Below are 19,676 nucleotides of genomic sequence, written 5' to 3'. Positions count from 1 at the left end.
TCCTGCAAAGAGAATCCGCTTTTCTTTATAACTTTATGAGTTGAAGCTTGTTTCTCCCTAATGGGTCTTTCACATAATCAAGCTTCGTATGGTCAAAGTACACCTTATCTTTTTCATGAATGAGAATATTCAAGTTCTCAAATGAAAAGATTTCATCTTTTTCTAACGGTTGCTCCTCCAGAGACAACTTAATTTGTGGACCGCCTCAGCCAATCCCCATTGTAACTCTTACATATAATTCATCGTTTTCTTTTTCTAAAACGGAACGTAAGAAGTTATATACACTTTCTGTTATTTTGAACATCTTCCACCTCGTATAGCGATCTATTTAAAAACTAAATGGGATCGCTTATTTTCTTCTTTTAGTATTCTTTTCTCGTGCTCACCTATTAAATCAAAATGGGAATAGCCATCCTTGCGAATGTGAATCCATTCTTTCTTCAAGCCGTACTGACGCCCCCAATCGGCCAATCGCTGCAGGTCTTTACAGCCTACCTTTGTCACGGTATTACAGCCTGGAAAGCGGTCGTCTAACCAATAGTGGGTTAAAAAGGCGATCTCCCCAAGATCAATGGCATTCTTCCATGCTTTTACTTCTTCGCGTTTAATCCCAAAAGCCATAGTAGCTATCCCTTCTTTCACTATTAGCTTTCTGTAGGCTGTTTCTTCGCTTTTTCATATGCCTCATGCCAATCTGGATATTTTCTCTTAATGGAAAGTGGTCTAAAACTATCTTTTTTCACACAAACATGCTTGGATTCACCAGTAACACAGACATCTCCATCTGCATTCAAGATATGATACCGATAAGTAATTTTAATTCCGTCGTATTCTTCAATCCATGTTTGTACAGTTGCGGTTTCCCCGTAACGAAACGGTTTTTTATACGACACTTGAACGTCTAAAACAGGAGAAATAATTCCGTCCTTTTCTACTTCAGCATAATTAAAACCCATGTCTTTTATCAGGTTTGTACGGCCAACCTCCATCCAAACCAAATAATTAGCATGATAGACGACACCCATCTGATCGGTTTCTGCATAGCGAACGTCGATTTCCTTCGTTGATACTAACATTATGCATCCCCTTCTCTCATCTTAGTTAGTGATTTCTCTATATCGCTTTCGGTAATTTCAGTTACCTTGTCCATTGCGACATTGAGATTGTCCTCCTCAAGTAATCGCATGGCTTGCGCCTGTATCGCTTCATCCATTAGATTAGTCGCAAATCTTCCGTTTCCATTGATACTCATTTTGCCAAGTTCTTCTTTTAGGTAGGTTTTCGCTTTTTTTGATAACTTGTACTGAAAATGAGCCCCGTAATGCTCCATAATTTTAATAAGTTCTGTTGTTGAATAATCATGGAAATGAAAGAACTTTTTAAAGCGAGATTTCAAGCCAGGATTGCTTTCTAGGAGTTGTTCCATTTCATTCGGATATCCAGCGAGGATAATGACAAGATTTTCTTTATGCTTGGTCATTTCATCGACTATAGTATCAATGACCTCTTTTCCGAAATCTCCAGAAGTGTGACTAAGAAGAGAATATGCTTCATCGATAAAAAGGACACCTCCAAGCGCCTCCCTAATCACTTTTTTTGTTTTAATGGCCGTTTGTCCGACATAGCCTGCGACAAAATCGGCGCGGCTTGTCACGATTAAATGCCCTCTTTTCAGAATACCGCATTCTTTTAACGCATCAGCATAGATTTTTGCCACGGTTGTTTTCCCGGTTCCTGGATTCCCCATAAAGACGGAATGTAGTTGCAGTGGAAGAACAGGAAGGTTATTTTCTCTTCTGATTTGTTGCATTTTCACAAATGAGATGAGTCTTCTTACTTCATCCTTCACTTCATTTAAACCGATCAATTCATCGAGCTTTTCACTAGAGCTAACGTCCGTCGTATCTTCTTCGACTTCAAAATCATCCTTTTCAAGAAGACTATAGTCGAGAATATTTTCGTTTCCTGGTAGCTTTGACCCTTTTTTGAAAATCGCATCAAGTACTAAGTTTCGAACGTTTCGCGCGTTCCCGAACGTATCATCGACTCGTTCTTTTTCGAGACATTTTCGTAGCTGGATTTTCGCTTCTGCTGTTAATACATAATCATTGTCGTGAGCAAATTGTTCTGCGATTAAAATAAGTTCATCGTCTGTGTAATCCTCTAAATGAATAAGATTGGATCTTGGGAATCGACTACGTAGTCCAGGATTCACATCTAGAAACTGTCTCATTTCATCTGGATAGCCAGCGAGTACGACAGCAAATTTTCCGCCAAACTCTTTTCCTGTCATGAGCGAGACAAGTGTATCGATGGCTGTTTGGCCATAATCGTTCCCTGTTTGTCCTTCCCTCTTCAGACTGTAAGCCTCGTCAATAAAGAGAATGCCACCTACCGCTTTCTCCACAACCTTGCGAACATTCTCCTCAGTTTGCCCCACATACGCACCGACAAGCTGGGAGCGGTCCGTTTCAATAACGTCCTTACGTGGCAATACACCAAGTTCATGATAGATTTTAGCGAGCAATCGTACTAACGTCGTTTTTCCGGTTCCAGGGTTTCCGGTAAAAACCATATTAAGACTGATCTCGTCCTTCGTTTGAAAGCCATAATTTTTGCGTGTTTTTTGGTATTTTAGGAACTGGTATAGAGCGTTTACCCGTTGCTTCACTGTTGCTAGTCCAATCATTGCATCGAGTTCTTTTAAAGGGCTCTCTTCATTTTCTATAGTTTCCTCATCTTGAAATACGTCTGTCCACTCTCCCTTAATTCGGTCAATATTAACAAGATGGGCTCTCATATCGTAGAAATAGGTTGTATTATAAAATGCGCCAGAAATAGATTGCTCGAATTCTTCAGCAGCTACTTTTACGCCTACTACCCCTTCTATCGCTTGTTCTAGCATTCCGATGAGAAGCTTATACTTTTCAGTAAGCATTTCTTCTTCAAGGTCTTTGATATTTTTCAAAGCCTGTTCTAAGTCTTCTAAATGATTCTCACAATCGTCTAAAAAGACGTAACATAATTCAATAATCGTCTCAGCGGTTTTCTTTTTTAGTTGTCGATTATCTGTTTCGCGTATTGTTGGAAAGGCTAGAGCGTTTAGAACGTCTTCCTTTGTCTTCCAATGAAACTGGGCTAAATACTTTTTGGCATATTCATTATTTGGATTAAGCTCTTTTGCCCGCTCCATCCAAGCACTTGACAGAGAATCCTCGCTCCCTGCCTTCTTTGTTCTAGAAAGCGCTGCGATCGATAAGAGCGTAGAAAGAACCACTTTATCCGTTTCCATTTTTATTTGTTGTAATAATCTATTTTCATCTGATACATAGCCAGTTTGTTGAATTTCATTTTCCCATGCTGTAATCATGTTCTTTATATTTTCTTGCTGGGCTTCACGTTGGTTCATGTTTTATCACTTCTCTCCTAATTTCACATACCATCTTATCATATTTTATTTTCTGTTAAAAAGATGTTCGACTCAGAGAGTATGTGCAAAAAAAATAGACCCGATTGTGCAATCGGGTCGTTGACTATTATTCATCGTGTTGAGCGCTGTACTCATCTTTAATTTCTTCACGCATGCCAGCGATGCTTTCACGTCGTCTTTCATTTTTCGCTTCGATGTCGGCTCTGTCCTTCTCATTTGAAAATTCCGCTGTTGCTTCTGCTTCTTCCATGTTTTCAATTGTATTGTGAACCATTTCTTGAAGCTTTTCGACGTTATCACTTCGGTCATCTGGCTTTGGCTGATTATTCGCCATCTTACTTCCCTCCGATTTAAGTTGAATTGATACAGAGATAGTTTGCATCTTTCTAAAGAAATTATGAGGGAAAGTATCCAGCCGCAATCTAGTTTCCGATAATCAAATTATGTAAATAAAGTGGGCCCGCCTCCTACGACGAGCCCACTTTGATTATTCTCCTTTTGTCTGAATCACTTGGGCATGCTTACCGGAAGTATCCTGCATCGTCTTTCCTTTATTGCCTCCGAAGCCTCTATCTTGAGTACCGATATGGTTCGGATTAAAGTGATTACTGCTTCTTTTGTGCGATACACTTTTGCTCATGATGATCCCCTCCTACTCATTAGGATCGATCATTTTCAAAAAAACATGACTGGCAAATTTATATAAAATTTTTATCTCGCTTGACCTAAGCGTTTTTTCTCTAGGCGCTCTTCAATTTTTTCAAGAGCTTCTTGATCCTGTAGAAGCTGACGCTTGTTTTCTAAAACGAGTTCTGAAAAAGAACGTTTTCTTGGCTTTCGCATGCTCACTCACCATCCTTAACACTATAGTAACAGTCATTATCTCCAGTAACTGTTTTAATTATTACAACTTTTTGAAAATTTATAGTTCATTAATGCCCGAAAAAGCAAAAATTAAAACCTTAGCAAGGTGCCAAGGTTAAAGTTCGTCTGTATATTTCTTCATTTGTTCGACGGTCAACGGTCCTAAATATTTGTTTATGATAATGCCTTTTTCATCAATAAAGAACGTTGTTGGAATCGTTAAAATTTTGTAGGCGCCCATAACTTCCTCATTTTTATCTAAAAGTATGGGAAAGTTTACTTTAAGCTTCTCTGCAAATTCTTTAACGTTACTATTCGGATCAAGATTCACCGCTAAAATTTGCACAGAATCTCCTTTCTCAGTATAGAACTTTTGGATGGCTGGCATTTCCTCTTTACATGGTGGGCACCAGGTTGCCCAAAAGTTTAGCATAACTTTTTTGCCTTTGAACTGTGAAAGCTTAACAGTTTTTCCCTCTAGATTGACTAATTCAAAGTCTGGTGCTGTCACTCCAATAGCTAGACCAGGAATTTTTTCAGGAGGGATTTGATTTGGATCAATTGTTTTTTCGTTTGTCATTGCATTTACAACAGCAACAGCTAATAGGATGAATAGAAATACAAAAGGAATGATTTTTCTAATCATGAAAGTTCTCCTTCAAGTAAGTTAGTACTTATTAAGTTGTACATTGTAACAATAAATATAACAACAACTTCCCATGAATGTTCACAAAATATTCCTAATGTAAAAAAGACACCTGCAATAAAATGCAGATGTCTTTTGGATAATTATTAGTTAGCTAGTTTTTCACGTAGAACCATTGGAAGAATTCCGCCGTGACGGTAGTAATCAATTTCTATTTCAGAGTCGAAACGAACAACTACTTCAAACTCCTTCTTCGTGCCGTTTTCGTCAGTTGCTGTAACTTTTACAAGCTGACGTGGTTTTACATATTCATCGATTTCAACGTCGATGGTTTCTTTGCCAGTTAAACCAAGAACATCAGCGTTTTCGCCTTCCTTGAATTGAAGTGGTAAAACACCCATTAATGCAAGGTTTGAGCGGTGAATACGCTCGAAGCTTTCAGCTATAACTGTCTTAATGCCAAGAAGGTTTGTACCTTTTGCAGCCCAGTCACGTGAAGAGCCCATTCCGTAATCTTTACCAGCAAATACTACTAAGCCAGTTCCTTCTTCTTTGTACTTCATGCAAGCATCATAGATAGAAGTCACTTCTCCAGTTGGCCAGTGAGTTGTGTAGCCACCCTCTGTTCCTGGTGCGATTTGGTTACGAATACGAATATTTGCAAATGTACCGCGCATCATAACCTCATGGTTACCACGACGAGAACCATATGAGTTAAAGTCACGGATTTCTACACCATTTTCACGAAGGTATTTACCAGCAGGTGTATCCTTACCGATAGACCCAGCAGGTGAAATATGGTCAGTTGTAACAGAGTCACCAAACTTACCAACTACACGAAGGCCGGCTAATGGCTTCACTTCTTCTGGATCTGGCTTTAAGCCTTCAAAGAATGGCGGGTTTTGAATATAAGTTGATGTTTCATCAAATGTATATAATGCATCGTTGCTTGTCTTGATTTCGTTCCAACGCTCGTTATCGCTAAATACATTTTCATATTCAGCTTTAAAGAGCTCAGGAGTTACCGTTCTTTGAACAACTTCATTCACTTCAGCTGTTGATGGCCAAATATCCTTGAAGAATACATCGTTGCCATCTTTGTCTTTTCCGATAGCTTCGTTTTGAAGATCGATATCCACTGTTCCAGCAAGTGAGTAAGCAACTACTAATGGTGGTGAAGCTAGGTAGTTTGCTTTTACAAGCGGATGGATACGTCCTTCAAAGTTACGGTTCCCTGAAAGAACAGATGTTACTAATAAGTCATTTTCAGCAACAGACTTTTCGATTTCAGGAAGTAGTGGACCGGAGTTCCCGATACATGTTGTACATCCGTAACCTACTAAGTTGTAGCCGATTTTTTCAAGGTAAGGAAGTAATCCAGAATCACGTAGGTATCCTGTAACAACCTTAGAACCTGGAGCTAAAGAAGTCTTAACGAATTTCGGAACTTCCATGCCAAGCTCTACTGCTTTTTTCGCAACTAATCCAGCAGCTACTAAAACGTATGGGTTCGATGTATTTGTACAGCTAGTGATTGCCGCAATAGCAATAGCACCAGTTTTCATCGTAGTTGTTTCGCCGTTTGAGAAGTTCACAACTGCTTCTTTTTCGATTTCAGAAGCTTCTAAGCCGAAGCCTTGGTTACCTTGTGGTGCTGTCAAAGCTTTGTTAAATTCATGCTTCATTTGAGAAAGTGGAATTAAGTCCTGTGGACGCTTTGGACCAGAAAGGTTCGCTTCAATATCTGCTAAGTCAATTTCAATTACATCTGTATAAACTGGCTCTAAAGATGGATCAAAGAATAATCCGTTTTCTTTACAGTACGTTTCAACGATTTGTACTTGTTCTTCTGAACGTGCAGTTAATCGCATGTAATCTAAAGCTTCATTATCAACTGGGAAGAATCCACAAGTTGCACCGTATTCAGGAGCCATGTTCGCAATTGTTGCACGGTCTGCTAATGGAAGTGTAACTACTCCAGGACCAAAGAACTCAACAAATTTGTTAACTACACCGTGTTTACGAAGAACTTGCGTTACTTTTAATGCAAGGTCAGTTGCAGTAGCTCCGTTTGGAAGCTCACCTGTTAACTTAACCCCAACAACTTCAGGTACTGGGAAGTACGATGGTTGGCCAAGCATTCCAGCTTCTGCTTCAATACCACCTACGCCCCAACCAAGAACACCGATACCATTAATCATCGTTGTATGTGAGTCTGTACCTACAAGTGAATCTGGGAATGTTTCAAATTCACCATTTTCTCCTGCGACAGCATGGACAACATTTGCTAGGAATTCAAGGTTAACTTGGTGAACGATACCTGTTGCTGGTGGAACAGCACGATAGTTATCAAATGCTTTTTGTGCCCAGCTTAAGAACTGATAACGTTCAGCATTACGTTCAAATTCAAGATCCATGTTAGCTTTCAATGCATTTCCATTTCCATATTGGTCAACTTGTACAGAGTGGTCGATTACTAAATCAACTGGTTTTTCTGGGTTGATTTTATCTGGGTCTCCACCCATGTCAGCCATTGCTTTACGTAGTGATGCAAGGTCAACGACTGCAGGCACCCCTGTAAAGTCTTGTAGAATTACACGTGATGGCTTAAATGGCACATCTACGTCTCTTACTTCATCTGTTCCCCATTTTGCTAAGTTTTCAACATGCTCTTTTGTGATTACACGGCCATCATATTGGCGAAGCACTGATTCTAGTAAAACCTTAATAGAATATGGTAGTTTTGAAACATTTCCAATTCCTGCTTCTTCAAGAGCGGCTAAATTGTAATAGTTGTAGCGCTTGCCATTTAACTCAAATGATTTACGAGCGCTAAAAACATCAGTTTTTGACAAAACATCGTTTTTTGACATATGAATTTCCCCCTTTACCTCATATACCGGTTGAAAAGTTTGAATATTTCTCCCATCCACACTTTTCTTACAATCCTATATTAATACAGTCAACAATATAAGTAAATAACAAGAAAGTTATTGTTTTTGATAAGTTTTACTTATTTAATTAATTATTCTCACATTTGTTATAGTAAGAACACTCGATTTCGCAGGGAGGAAATCTTTTGCGTTTATCATTTGTTTTATGAAAAAGCTATATTAAAAAAGTGATTAGTGTGAAGGATGAGTTCTTTATAGATGGATACAGTAATAGTTGGAGGTGATGGAAATTGTCGAAACGTAAAGCCAATCATGTTATTGAAGGAATGAATGCGGCGAGTGCCCAAGGAAAGGGTGCTGGTTTTAATGAAGAGCTGGCAAACGAACCCCTAACTGCAGCCCAAAAGCAAAATAATAAAAAGAGGAAGAAAAATCAATAAATGAAAAAAAGACTCGAAAATGAGTAACGGGTTCGGTTAAGACGTGCAAAAACACAAATTCACATAACAAATCATATATGTTTTAACAAAAAATACAGTCGATTTGGTATAACTAGTTTAGGTTTGAAATGAAAAATGAGCTTGGAAAAGTTATTCCAAGCTCGGTTATCCTTTATTGCTTCGCTAATTCTTTAAACAAAATTTAATATCCCTGAATTTCTTTTATGCTTCTTCCCCCTATAAAGGCGTGTCCCATTTTTAGTTTTGCAACGGTTTTAAATCCATATTTTTGATAGACTTTTTCTATCTTTTCGTTAATAGGAAACACCCAAAGGTTTTCAAGTTCCTTCATAGCTACTTCTGCTTGAATATGATGAATCAATTCACCGATTAATCCTCGTCCCCTGTATTCCTCAATAGTCGCAACACATTCCATACGTGCCTGATTATCATTGATAAAAATACAAGCTGTTGCACAGGCAATTCCATCGTACCGAAGTAAATAATGTATGAAACTAGGATGATTAAATTCTACTTCTAAAGCCTTTTCCCTAACTGCTGCGCCTCCAAATTCTGTAATACTGCATTCAATATTTAATGCTTCGGAATAATTCTCTTTTGTAACCAATTCAATAGAAATTTCCTTGCGTTTTTCTTTTTCCAAAACCTTTTGTTCCCACAATTGAACAGGACTGATTAATTCTTCGAATCCGAAATGATTCAATTTTAGTTGGTTAACCAATTCTTGTTGATCATCTAAGTTATAAATATAAAATCTAGGTATGATATTTCTAGCACTATAAAAATTTTTTACTTCATCAATTATTAAATTTGGATTATCAAAAGTATCACTAATATGAGCGTGATTTGCGTCATAATAATCCGGTTGACTTTCATTGTAAAAAATTGAGCCCCAGGACGTTTCTATTCGTTTTGTAAAGGTTTCAAGGTATGCTAAATCAAGTGAAAAAACGTCTATTATATTTGTCATATATTTCTCCTCTATTTCTATATTTATTAAATTCTAACATAAATACCCAATTTTTTTAAAAAGTCTCCTCTAATTCAATTAGTTATAAATGATTAAAGGGAGTCCAATCCATATGCGAATTGAACTCCCTTTTGTATTACTTTGTTCATTTGTGTTCTCAACAACAGATATGATTTTACTCCGTTTCGTTAACCTGACTTACGATTGAACTCAAATCATGTTGAAATTGCTCTAGTTGGGCTTTTTGCGTGTCTGAAGCCACTTCTAATGCATTTTCGATTTGTTGGTACGCTTCGTTTACTTCATTTTTCAAGTGTTTCAATTGATGTCCGTAACTTGCACTATCCCTTACTATTTCATGATATAAATCCTTTGCTTCATTGACTCCTTGTTGAGCGGCTTGAAATGCTTGCTGCTTGTTCTTGTTGTATGGCATAGTTGTCATTCTCCTTTATAGATATTTGTCGTTAAATTGCGCATTTCTACACGAAAATATTCAGTATAAATACAGATTTTGAACTGCATTCTATTTAGTAGGAGGGATTAATTTATGAATAAAAACGATGGCAAAGATATGCGCAAAAACGCACCTAAAGGCCATAATCCTGGTCAGCCAGAACCATTAAGCGGCTCTAAGAAGGTGAAAAACCGTAACCATACTCGAGCAAAAAATAATCAACATCATGATTTATAATGAAAAAAAGCTGTTGTTTCAATGAACAACAGCTTCCCTCTTATAATGAGCTTAATGCTTGAAGAACAATTTGTTCTTCCTCTTCAGTCATACACCGTAAATCGATAATGACTTCTTCTTTTTGGATTCTAGTAATGATTGCTGGTGTAAATTCCGTTCTTAGTTTACGTGTCACCTGTTCGGCAGACATTGACTGGTGCCTTAGGACGGCAACGTACGTTGGGAGCTCCACATCAGGCATTGTACCTCCTCCCACTTGGCTTACACTTTCTTCGCTATGAACTTCAAACTTGGTTCTTAATGCTAATAACGACTTTTTAAAAGACTCGGTTCTTTCTTTTAACGTTTCTTTACTCGTTAACAGATCGCGTACAACAGGAATGTTTTTGATGCTCTCTTCCCCTTTTAGATAATCAATTAACGTTCCTTCTAGCGCAGCTATTGTCAATTTGTCTACTCGAAGTACACGAGCGAGCTGATTCTTTTTTAAACGATCAATGAGTTCTTTTTTTCCGGCGATGATGCCAGCTTGAGGTCCACCAAGAAGCTTATCACCACTAAAGGATACGATATCGACTCCTTTGGCCAGGACTTCACTAACGACAGGCTCTTCTCCGATGCCATGTTTCTGGTAATTATAAAGAGCCCCGCTTCCTAAATCTTCATAAAATAAAACATTTTCATGAGCAGCTCCAAGCTGGGCTAACTCTTCTGTACCTACTGATTTTGTAAAACCGATCACCTTAAAATTACTCGTATGTACTTTCATCAGCATTGCTGTGTTTTCATTTATGGCTCGTTCGTAATCCTGTAGATGTGTTTTATTTGTTGTGCCAACTTCTACAAGGTTAGCCCCGCTTTCCTCCATAATAGAAGAAATGCGGAATGAGCCACCAATTTCGACAAGCTCCCCACGAGATACAATGACTTCTTTGTTATGTGCTAGTTCTCGTAATATCAAATAAACAGCAGCTGCGTTATTATTCACGACCATTGCAGCCTCAGCACCTGTAATTTCCTTTATTAATTTTTCGGCATGAGCGTGACGGGAGCCTCTCTCTCCTTCTTCAAGCTTATATTCAAGGTTGGAATAGGATTTTGCTGTCTCAACGACATGCTCAATGGCTCTGTCGCTCATTCGTGCTCTACCTAAATTTGTATGTAAAATCGTTCCGGTTCCATTGATGACTTGCTTTAATGTGTACTGGAATTGATTTTTAAGCTTCTCGTTGAGTTCTATAAACAAGAACTGAATGAAATCTTGATTTCCTGGCTTAGGGCCAGTCCATTTTTCCTGTAATAATAAGTTGCGGTATTGTTCAAGTATTTCTTTTACTAGTTTTGTTAAATGCTGTTCTGTAATTTCAAATTCCTTAATTAGTTCATGAAATCTATGTTCTTTTTGTATTTCATGAACAGCCGGTAAGTAGCGTACTAATTGCTTCATATTCAGAACCCTCCATCAAATGCTATCCCCAGCCCCATTATACCAAATAAAAAGAACCTCTATCCATCGGACGAGGTTCTTTCGTATTTAAGCTTCCATTTTAGCAATTATATCGTCGCTCTTTGGAAATAATCCTGTATCGAGCTTGGAATAGATTTTCTCACCGTTTACCGTTACTTCAAAAGCTCCGCCTGAGCTTGGAATAAGGTTCATATTGCTAATTTCGGAACGAAAATGAGTAAATAATTCTTCCGCGAGACCCGCGGCTTTCGGTGCAAAGTTTCATTGCATGCAGAATTCAATAGTAACTTCATAACGATTCATGTAATGCTCCTCCTCGTAATCCGCAAAAAAATTCACAAAAAGTTCATAGATGTGATTACCGCTATTGTATGATAAATGGTCAGCGTGTGACAATTTTTTTGATTTTGAACAAAAATAGGTCGAATGAATTATAAATATATGTCTTTTATACCATGACTTATGTACCAATTATTCTACTAAGATAATATTCTGTCAAAACGTTATTCCAATGGACTCATCCGTTTTATATAATTAGCAATAATTGGAGTAGGAAATTTTCTCTAAAAATACATATTAAAGGGGTTTGGAATATGGCTAAAGAAGGATCTTTCTCTATTAATGTGAATCGTGTAGAAAAAACAGTTGATCTTGTAATAGTGGGTACATTTACTCCTGAGCAAGTACAAGAATTTGTTTCTGATTATACTACAAAAGCAAAAAGTATCAATGCAAGTGAATTTACTTTGAATGCTGATTCAACGGACATGGATGTTCTTACACAGGAAATGGTGCCAGCTTTAGAAAATACCATTCGGATGTATCAACAAACTGGATTTGAAAAACTGGTTGTTTCGATTAAGAAAAACCCAATTCTTAAAATGCAGTTAAATAGAATCTTTAAGAACACTGGCTTCACAAATGCAGAAGTAAAAGAAATCTAAACTTAAACTTGCTCTCTTTAGCGCTTTGCTAAAGCTGAGACACTATTAATATTGGAAACAAGGCTCAAGCAGTCTTGTTTTTTTTCAATAGAAAAGGAGTTAGTCATCATGGTAAATATTAAAATTAAAGAAATCGCGATCTATCATCCAGAACATGTCATCCATAATGAGTTCTTTATCGACCACTTCAAAAATAAAGGGCGCGATTCTACGAATTTCATACAAAATATTTTAGGGCGAGAAAATCGCTATGTGATTAATGATAACAATGAATCAAGTCTCACGATGGCTTATGAAGCTTCGAAACTTGTTTTAGAAAAAGCAAGTCTATCAGGTCAAGAATTAGATATCATCATGTTCTCCTCGCAAACACCTGAATACTTAGCGACATCGAATGCTATTCAACTACACGCTATGCTCCAAGCGGGTCATCAAACGCAAGTGTTGGATACGAATGCGAACTGTGCAGGAATGCTCGTAGCAATCGATTATGCATCCCGCTATATGATGTCAAACCCTCATGTCCAAACTGCACTTGTGGTTGGTTCTGATTACAATACACTTATGAGCAATCCGGAAGAAGAAATTACATATGCGAACTTTGGTGATGCTGCGTGTGCTGTTATTTTAGAAAAGACAGAAGAAGATACAGGTTTTATGGATTCCATTTACTTTACTGATTCTGTTACGAGCACGAATACAAACTTCCCTCGTCATGGGTTATCAGGTGCAATTAAGGAAAAACAAGATCAATCGATGCAATGGATTCCGTTTGATGGAAGTATCGCAATGCCTCCTACCTACGAAATGTTTGAAACGATTTTATCAAGAAATAATTATACGATGCGAGATTTAAATGCTTATTGCTTCTCTCAGTTTTCGATCGCTAATATTAAAACTATTCAAGAACACTATGGTTTAGATGAAAATAAGATTATGTATGTAGGTGACCGCTATGGTTACACAGGAACAACGAGTCCATTAATGGCTTTTTATGACGGGATTGAAACAGGTAGAATTAAACGCGGCGATACGGTTCTCTTCTGGACCATTGGTGGCGGTTATCAGCTTGTTGCGATGTTATTAAAATACTAAGCACATCCTTTAAAAGTGCTTTTCCCTTTCGATAACTGTATACTGATTATTGGAGGTGGACAACATGCGAGAAGAAGAAAAAATTCGTCTTACTTCATTTTCAACGAAAGCTGGTTGAGGCTGTAAAATTGGTCCTGAGGACCTGGCGCAGGTTCTGCGTCTTTTACCAAAGCACGACCCTACCCCTGAGTTACTTGTCGGTCACGAAACGAGTGACGATGCTGGGGTTTATAAATTAACTGAAGACATTGCCCTTGTACAAACCCTTGATTACTTCACTCCGATTGTGGATGATCCATATATGTTTGGACAGATTGCTGCGGCGAACGCTTTAAGTGATGTCTATGCAATGGGTGGAACACCAAAAACAGTCCTGAATATTGTTGGCTACCCTGTGAAAAAACTTGGTCCAGATATTCTTTCTGAGATTTTACGTGGAGCAAGTGACAAAGTTGTCGAATCTGGAGCGGTAACCATCGGTGGTCATTCTATCGATGACCAGGAACCGAAGTTCGGGCTTTCCGTGACAGGTATTGTACATCCTGAACGTATTTGGAAAAATGTTGGCGCCCAGCCTGGTGACTTGCTGGTCTTAACGAAACCAATTGGTGTCGGCATTATGACAACTGGTATTAAGCGTGAAGCTGTTACCGTGGAACAAGAGAAAATCGTGACAGATGTGATGGTGAGCTTGAATAAGATGGCTGCTGAACCTCTACATCAATTTTCTCCACATGCTGTAACAGATGTAACTGGCTTTGGCCTTTTAGGTCACGGGAGTGAAATGGCAACTGGAAGTAATGTGACTTTAGAAATTTCATTATCTGCTGTTCCGATTTTAGAAGGTACACTAGAGCTAGCGAAGCAAGGTGTCGTCCCTGGTGGCTCAAAATCTAATCATAAATGGTTAGAAAATGATGTTCATTATGAGGATATTTCATTAGAAGAACAGCTCATTTTGTGTGATTCGATTACTTCTGGTGGACTTTTAGTAGCATTACCTGAAGAGGAAGCCCGTCAATATGTAACGGCTCTACATGAAGCGGGTCTCGAAGTGGCTACGATTATTGGAAGAGTAACCGAGAAAAAAGAAAAGCTTATCTATGTGAATCGATAAAGAAATGAAAGGACATTACGTGTTAAATGTAATGTCCTTTTTACTCTTCTGCATCGACTTTGTCAAACATGGCCTAAAAATAAAAAGTACTCTTTTAACTCCGCTTCTGAGATACTGAATCGCTCAGTTAAATCGTTCGTTCGTAAAACAAACTCTTTTACACCAATAAACTCTGACTCAGCAACTAGGTAAAAGCGAGTTCCCTTCTTTTTCCCTTTAAAAGCTTTTTTCAATTTGTATTTCTTCATGGTTAAACCTCAGCTGTCTATTTAATACCAAATTCTAACCGATACAGAAAATATTGCAACTCTTTAAGGCAGAAATTAACGCTTACCCCTTATAGGAATAAGTCACTGATCCCTTTATATCCAATCGGATTCTAAAAAGCCCACCTGAATATGGATACTTTTGAAGTTGTTCCTTTCTAAGATATCAACCCAGTATAATGATTGGTTCTTGTGATTCCAAGCAGGGCTCTCGCCTAAGGTCGCTCGTATATTTAGAACTAATTCTATCGATTTAGCCAAGCTAACCACCTCTTGAAAGCTTTCGTTAAATCCCTTTTCTACCTCTCGCTCACGCGTCCTTCATTTAATATATAGGCGCTTGTTTTAATGGTTTTACATTGCTTTTTTACTTTTGCGGCAATGGTACTTAGTTCATTGACTGAAGAGATAGTCATGTTCTTATTCTGTACCACGGCAATCGACAAACTGACCAATGGGATATTTTCTATTATTCCATTTCGATTTAATCCTCGTATATATCCATCACTAAGCTCTTCAATGGAATAATATTTTTTCACATATGTATCAAATTGCTGGAGGATATCTATGCAAAGTCTATCAACATCATAATCTTGAATACTAGCAATAAGATCATCTCCGCCGATATGTCCAACAAACGATGGGCTTGTGGTTGATATAAATGTATTCGATATTATTCTTGCTGTTTCTTTAATTAACTCATCCCCTAGTTTGAAACCGAATGTATCATTGAAAAACTTAAAGAAATTAATATCAAAATAGAAAACACTAAATTGTTGTGTAGCTAATAGATTATTTAGTTCCTCTTCAATAGCATAATTACCAGGTAAACCAGTCAAAGGATTCGAATACTTTGCAATATGTATTTGAATTTCCGATAGTTTCAAAAGCAGATCTCTAATACTGACGACCCCAATGTAACGACCATTCTTCGTTACGACAACAAAATCATACATGCTTTCTGCTGCTCTATTCATGGCTAGGTGACTTACTTCGGTTACGTTCAAATAAGATTCTACTACTAAGAAATCGACGTCCATTACTAAGTCAATCGTCCGTTTCATAAATAGATCGAAACCATATTTGGTTGAAAGCTTTTGAAAGAACTTGGTTTTCATGACAAGCCCAACCGCTCTCTCATCTTCGCATACTATCACTCCATCTAAAGTAGCGTTTAGTGAAAAAATATTATGTATTTCTTCACAACGTCTCGATTGAGCTATAATGGGTATTTCTTCGACTATTTCTCCTATAGCCAAATACATATAGAAATCATCCCTTTCTACCTATATTTTTGACAATATATAGAAAGTAAAGTAATTTTAGGAACATTATACTATATAAATGAACTGTTGTTTGTAAATTTTCCGAAAGGAAGATAGATTTACAATTAAAAAAACCAGCAAATTGTTTGCTGGTAGGGTACATTCAAGTTCATTCTTTTAGGAATAATTATTTTAAAATAAATAAAAGTGTGTCATAATCAGTAAAAAGTTAATGCTTACTTTCGTAACCATATCTTTAACACATCCTATTCTAACTAGAATATTCTGTCTTCTGTAATTCAACTATAACACCCGATTATTTAGATAATGTTAATTGAATATAAATTATTCATTAACTCGAGATTCTACAAAAAAACAGAGGCCTATGACGAACATAGTCCTCTGAATCGACTTACTTTTTGTAAAAACTTAATGCAATCTCTGCTCCTAAGCGTGCATTGTTCTTCACTAGTTCAATATTCGACTCAAGACTCTTACCACCAGTTAGCTCCTTTACCTTTGCAAGTAAGAATGGTGTAGTATCTTTCCCGGAAATATGATTTTCGTCAGCTTCCTGCAATGCTGATTCAATTACTCTTGTAATCTCAACTTCATCCATTGCATGCTCTTCAGGAATTGGGTTAGCAATAACCGCCCCACCCTTCAAATTCAGTTCCCATTTTGTTTTTAGAGTTGCTGCAATTTCTTCTGCTGAGTTAGCTTTAAAATTGACTGCATAATCACTCGTTCTTGTATAAAACGATGGTAATACATCCGTTTTGTAGCCGATTACCGGAACACCTTTTGTTTCTAAGTATTCCATTGTTAGACCTAAATCAAGAATGGACTTGGCTCCTGCACAAATCACTGCAACATTTGTATTTGCTAATTCTTCAAGGTCAGCAGAAATGTCCATGGTCGTTTCTGCTCCTCTATGAACACCACCGATTCCGCCGGTTACGAAAATGCGAATATCAGCTAAATCAGCACAAATCATGGTTGCCGCTACAGTAGTTGCCCCCATTTTATTCGTTGCCAGTAAGTATGGTAAGTCACGACGAGATGCTTTTGCTACATCAGTGCTTTTTCCAAACATTTCAAGCTCTTCGTCAGAAAGACCAATTTTGATTTTACCATCGACTAAAGCGATGGTTGCTGGAACTGCCCCTTTTTTGCGAATGATTTGCTCTACCTCACGAGCGGTTTTTACGTTTTGTGGATATGGCATCCCATGAGATATAATCGTTGATTCTAGTGCAACAATAGGTTTTCCTTGCTCCTTGGCAGCCTTTACTTCTTCAGATAACACGATATATTGTTCCATTAGTTAATTTCCTCCAAATCTTGTTGTAATTGAATTGCGGAAAGCTCTTGTCGTACTGTATACGGGGATTGGGATGTTTTAGAAGCATTTACAGTTGCGGTTTGTCCAATTTCTTTTAAATCTTTACCTGCTAGCCATGCATAAATGGCTGCTGAGCTAAACGCATCTCCGGCTCCTGTTACGTCGACTATTTTTTCTGATACGATTGCTGGGATATGAATGATTTCATCGAGATTTCCGATCATTGCCCCTTCTTTTCCCTTTGTAATCACGACATTCTTGATACCTAAGGATAGCCACTTTTGGACAGCTTGTTTCCAAGTCTCGTGATTTCGGATATCTTTATTAAGATACGCTTCTGTTTCATCTCGGTTGGCAATTAACCATGTCACACAGCTTAAATCACTCGGTAATCTTTTCATTTTTGGTGAGGATACTGGAATCAGGATAAGTGGCTTTTCCTCTCTTTTTGCAAAGTCGCACAAGTATTCCAGTGTACTTTTAGGAACATTCAAATCAGCTATGATACATTTTGCTCGCCTTAGTAAAGCGTCTTGCTTTTCCAATAGTTCTGGTGTAATTGTTTCATAGACTTCCATATCTGCTAATGCAATGACCATTTCTCCAGTGGAATCTAGCACACCGGTATAGGAACCAGTAGATTCGTCAGTAATCTGTGTCACTTGGTCTAGATTCATAAAAGGAGATGAAACTTCTTTAATATAATTCCAGTCCGCATCTTCCCCACTGCAAGTGATTAAGGAAACGTCCATTCCTAACCGACCCAGGTTCTCAGCTATATTTCTTGCTACGCCTCCAGCACTTTGAGTCGTTCTTGTAGGATTGGAGGTCCCTATTCGAACCATTTCCTTTAAATAGGATTTTCGGTCGATATTAGCTCCGCCAATACAAACAATCGGTTCGTTTTCTGCGATTACATATGCGCGGCCAATTATTTTGCCTTTCTTGATTAATCCGGAAATCATATTCGCCACTGTCGGTCGTGAAATATTTAAGGAATTAGCTAACTCTTGCTGTGTGATATAGGGATTCCTTCGAATTTCATTCAGCAAAAATTGTTCCTTTTCTGATAATTGTTCTGACATTTTTTCACCTCGCCTTTAAACATTTGTTTGCGATTATAAACTTATGTTTATATAATAGTTCTTTTTTTTATAAAAATCTATCTTTTTCTAAAATATGAATTAATTATTGAATTCTAAATGAAATAAAAATTTAGGAGAAGAGCCATAAAAAAACAAGCCTACACGAGGTAGACTTGTTTTCATGCTAGATTAAACTAGTTTTAATTTTAATTTTTCGAGCATATCGACTGTCATATCTTTTAGATCATATTTTGCTTTAAAGCCCCATTCTTCTTGAGCAGATGTTGCATCGATGGAATTTGGCCAGCTGTTGGCAATACCTTGACGAATAGGATCAACAGCATAAGACATTTCAAATGTTGGGATATGCTTTTTAATCTCAGCTGCAATTTCTTCTGGCTCGAAGCTCATCGCAGTCACATTAAAGGCGTTGCGATGTTTAAGCTTAGCTGGATCTGCTTCCATTAAATCTACGATAGCGTTCAAAGCATCTGGCATGTACATCATATCCATGTATGTACCTTTGTCGATATAAGAAGTGTATTTGCCGTTTTTAATTGCTTCATAATAAATTTCAACAGCATAATCTGTAGTTCCTCCGCCTGGAGGCGTTACATAAGAGATTAATCCTGGGAATCGAACCCCTCTCGTGTCGACACCAAACTTATGATAATAGTAATCTGCTAGTAGTTCTCCAGCGACCTTATTAACTCCATACATCGTTGTTGGTCGTTGAATCGTGTCTTGTGGCGTATTATCCTTTGGTGTTGTTGGTCCAAAAGCGCCAATGGAGCTTGGCGTGAAAAATTGTAAATTTAACTCACGAGCCGTTTCCAAGGCATTCATCAGACCACCCATGTTTAAGTTCCAAGCGAATACTGGTCTTGCTTCCGCTGTTGCTGATAAAAGAGCCGCCATATGCATGATTGTATCAACTTCATATTTCTTCGCGATTTCATACATTTTGTAGTTATCAGACACATCAAGTCTTTCGAAAGGCCCTGTTTCTTGCCCTTCTGCAGGACGAATATCTGTAGCAATAACATTGTCTGTTCCATAAATATCTCTTAGTTTAACAGTCAGCTCTGAACCGATTTGTCCGAGCGCCCCAGTAATTAGAATTCGTTTCATC

Annotated in this window: 22 protein-coding genes and 2 pseudogenes; 5 read left to right on the top strand and 19 right to left on the bottom strand. The window is 37.8% G+C overall.

The window, feature by feature from the left end; translation table 11 throughout:
* Positions 1 to 25: 25 nt before the first annotated feature.
* The 9 genes from FA727_RS23995 to acnA all read right to left on the bottom strand — a co-directional run bounded on the left by FA727_RS23995 (position 26) and on the right by acnA (position 7,795).
* Complete coding sequence (locus FA727_RS23995; protein ID WP_158318805.1) at positions 26 to 187, bottom strand: hypothetical protein; 162 nt, start codon at positions 185 to 187, stop codon at positions 26 to 28.
* 137 nt (positions 188 to 324) lie between these two features.
* Positions 325 to 621, bottom strand: a complete 297-nt coding sequence (locus tag FA727_RS06840) for a hypothetical protein (RefSeq protein ID WP_136830161.1) — start codon at positions 619 to 621, stop codon at positions 325 to 327.
* A gap of 23 nt (positions 622 to 644) precedes the next feature.
* The gene (locus FA727_RS06835) at positions 645 to 1,076 is read right to left on the bottom strand and encodes an acyl-CoA thioesterase (RefSeq protein ID WP_136830160.1); all 432 of its coding nucleotides are present in this window, start codon (positions 1,074 to 1,076) and stop codon (positions 645 to 647) included.
* Complete coding sequence (locus FA727_RS06830) at positions 1,076 to 3,409, bottom strand: AAA family ATPase (protein ID WP_136830159.1); 2,334 nt, start codon at positions 3,407 to 3,409, stop codon at positions 1,076 to 1,078. The genes FA727_RS06835 and FA727_RS06830 overlap by 1 nt, the downstream gene beginning before the upstream one ends.
* A 127-nt stretch (positions 3,410 to 3,536) precedes the next feature.
* Positions 3,537 to 3,764, bottom strand: a complete 228-nt coding sequence (gene tlp, locus FA727_RS06825) for a small acid-soluble spore protein Tlp (protein ID WP_126407474.1) — start codon at positions 3,762 to 3,764, stop codon at positions 3,537 to 3,539.
* Positions 3,765 to 3,917: 153 nt separating this feature from the next.
* Complete coding sequence (locus FA727_RS06820; RefSeq protein WP_136830158.1) at positions 3,918 to 4,070, bottom strand: acid-soluble spore protein N; 153 nt, start codon at positions 4,068 to 4,070, stop codon at positions 3,918 to 3,920.
* A gap of 71 nt (positions 4,071 to 4,141) precedes the next feature.
* Complete coding sequence (locus tag FA727_RS06815) at positions 4,142 to 4,273, bottom strand: FbpB family small basic protein (protein ID WP_126407478.1); 132 nt, start codon at positions 4,271 to 4,273, stop codon at positions 4,142 to 4,144.
* A gap of 136 nt (positions 4,274 to 4,409) precedes the next feature.
* Positions 4,410 to 4,940, bottom strand: coding sequence for a peroxiredoxin family protein (locus FA727_RS06810; RefSeq protein WP_136830157.1), 531 nt, complete (start codon positions 4,938 to 4,940; stop codon positions 4,410 to 4,412).
* Positions 4,941 to 5,086: 146 nt separating this feature from the next.
* Positions 5,087 to 7,795 (bottom strand): aconitate hydratase AcnA, encoded by a 2,709-nt coding sequence (gene acnA, locus FA727_RS06805; protein ID WP_136831035.1) that lies wholly within the window; start codon positions 7,793 to 7,795, stop codon positions 5,087 to 5,089.
* Positions 7,796 to 8,124: 329 nt separating this feature from the next.
* On the opposite strand from acnA, the gene sspO reads away from it, so the two are divergent.
* A complete protein-coding gene (gene sspO / locus FA727_RS06800; RefSeq protein ID WP_136830156.1) occupies positions 8,125 to 8,274 on the top strand; it encodes a small acid-soluble spore protein SspO in 150 nt (49 codons plus the stop codon).
* Between the two features lie 202 nt (positions 8,275 to 8,476).
* Here the strand turns inward: sspO and FA727_RS06795 are convergent, their stop codons facing one another.
* Positions 8,477 to 9,265 (bottom strand): GNAT family N-acetyltransferase, encoded by a 789-nt coding sequence (locus FA727_RS06795; RefSeq protein WP_136830155.1) that lies wholly within the window; start codon positions 9,263 to 9,265, stop codon positions 8,477 to 8,479.
* A 175-nt stretch (positions 9,266 to 9,440) separates the two neighbouring features.
* Entirely contained in the window at positions 9,441 to 9,701 is a 261-nt protein-coding gene (locus tag FA727_RS06790) for a hypothetical protein (RefSeq protein ID WP_136830154.1), read from the bottom strand.
* 114 nt (positions 9,702 to 9,815) lie between these two features.
* On the opposite strand from FA727_RS06790, the gene FA727_RS06785 reads away from it, so the two are divergent.
* Positions 9,816 to 9,959 carry a small acid-soluble spore protein P gene (locus FA727_RS06785; RefSeq protein ID WP_136830153.1) on the top strand — a complete coding sequence of 48 codons (144 nt, stop codon included), beginning with the start codon at positions 9,816 to 9,818 and terminating at the stop codon, positions 9,957 to 9,959.
* Between the two features lie 40 nt (positions 9,960 to 9,999).
* On the opposite strand, the gene selA is transcribed toward FA727_RS06785, so the two are convergent.
* Entirely contained in the window at positions 10,000 to 11,406 is a 1,407-nt protein-coding gene (gene selA / locus FA727_RS06780) for an L-seryl-tRNA(Sec) selenium transferase (protein ID WP_136830152.1), read from the bottom strand.
* Between the two features lie 87 nt (positions 11,407 to 11,493).
* Positions 11,494 to 11,676: pseudogene (locus FA727_RS06775) on the bottom strand (Rdx family protein); the annotation flags it as partial.
* Positions 11,677 to 12,020: 344 nt separating this feature from the next.
* Between FA727_RS06775 and FA727_RS06770 the strand changes: the two are divergent.
* The 3 genes from FA727_RS06770 (at position 12,021) to selD (ending at position 14,583) form a co-directional block, all read left to right on the top strand.
* Complete coding sequence (locus FA727_RS06770) at positions 12,021 to 12,371, top strand: hypothetical protein (protein ID WP_136830151.1); 351 nt, start codon at positions 12,021 to 12,023, stop codon at positions 12,369 to 12,371.
* Positions 12,372 to 12,479: 108 nt separating this feature from the next.
* Entirely contained in the window at positions 12,480 to 13,466 is a 987-nt protein-coding gene (locus FA727_RS06765; RefSeq protein ID WP_136830150.1) for a ketoacyl-ACP synthase III, read from the top strand.
* 64 nt (positions 13,467 to 13,530) lie between these two features.
* On the top strand, positions 13,531 to 14,583 hold the full coding sequence (gene selD / locus FA727_RS06760) for a selenide, water dikinase SelD (protein ID WP_136830149.1): 1,053 nt from the start codon (positions 13,531 to 13,533) through the stop codon (positions 14,581 to 14,583).
* Between the two features lie 62 nt (positions 14,584 to 14,645).
* On the opposite strand, the gene FA727_RS06755 is transcribed toward selD, so the two are convergent.
* The 6 genes and pseudogenes from FA727_RS06755 to FA727_RS06735 all read right to left on the bottom strand — a co-directional run bounded on the left by FA727_RS06755 (position 14,646) and on the right by FA727_RS06735 (position 19,675).
* Positions 14,646 to 14,831 carry a hypothetical protein gene (locus FA727_RS06755; RefSeq protein ID WP_136830148.1) on the bottom strand — a complete coding sequence of 62 codons (186 nt, stop codon included), beginning with the start codon at positions 14,829 to 14,831 and terminating at the stop codon, positions 14,646 to 14,648.
* 171 nt (positions 14,832 to 15,002) lie between these two features.
* A pseudogene (locus FA727_RS25425) lies at positions 15,003 to 15,110 on the bottom strand (SMP-30/gluconolactonase/LRE family protein); the annotation flags it as partial.
* 38 nt (positions 15,111 to 15,148) lie between these two features.
* Positions 15,149 to 16,114 (bottom strand): diguanylate cyclase domain-containing protein, encoded by a 966-nt coding sequence (locus FA727_RS06750; protein ID WP_136830147.1) that lies wholly within the window; start codon positions 16,112 to 16,114, stop codon positions 15,149 to 15,151.
* 412 nt (positions 16,115 to 16,526) lie between these two features.
* Positions 16,527 to 17,438, bottom strand: a complete 912-nt coding sequence (locus tag FA727_RS06745; protein ID WP_136830146.1) for a pseudouridine-5'-phosphate glycosidase — start codon at positions 17,436 to 17,438, stop codon at positions 16,527 to 16,529.
* The gene (locus FA727_RS06740; RefSeq protein ID WP_136830145.1) at positions 17,438 to 18,544 is read right to left on the bottom strand and encodes a carbohydrate kinase; all 1,107 of its coding nucleotides are present in this window, start codon (positions 18,542 to 18,544) and stop codon (positions 17,438 to 17,440) included. Before FA727_RS06740 ends, FA727_RS06745 begins: the two co-directional genes overlap by 1 nt.
* A 189-nt stretch (positions 18,545 to 18,733) precedes the next feature.
* Positions 18,734 to 19,675, bottom strand: a complete 942-nt coding sequence (locus tag FA727_RS06735; protein WP_136830144.1) for an L-threonine 3-dehydrogenase — start codon at positions 19,673 to 19,675, stop codon at positions 18,734 to 18,736.
* Between the last annotated feature and the right edge of the window lies 1 nt (position 19,676).

The sequence above is a fragment of the Robertmurraya kyonggiensis genome (assembly GCF_005116465.1).
Classification (GTDB): Bacteria; Bacillota; Bacilli; order Bacillales; family Cytobacillaceae; genus Robertmurraya; species Robertmurraya kyonggiensis.
This window is presented reverse-complemented; position numbering and strand designations above follow the sequence as displayed.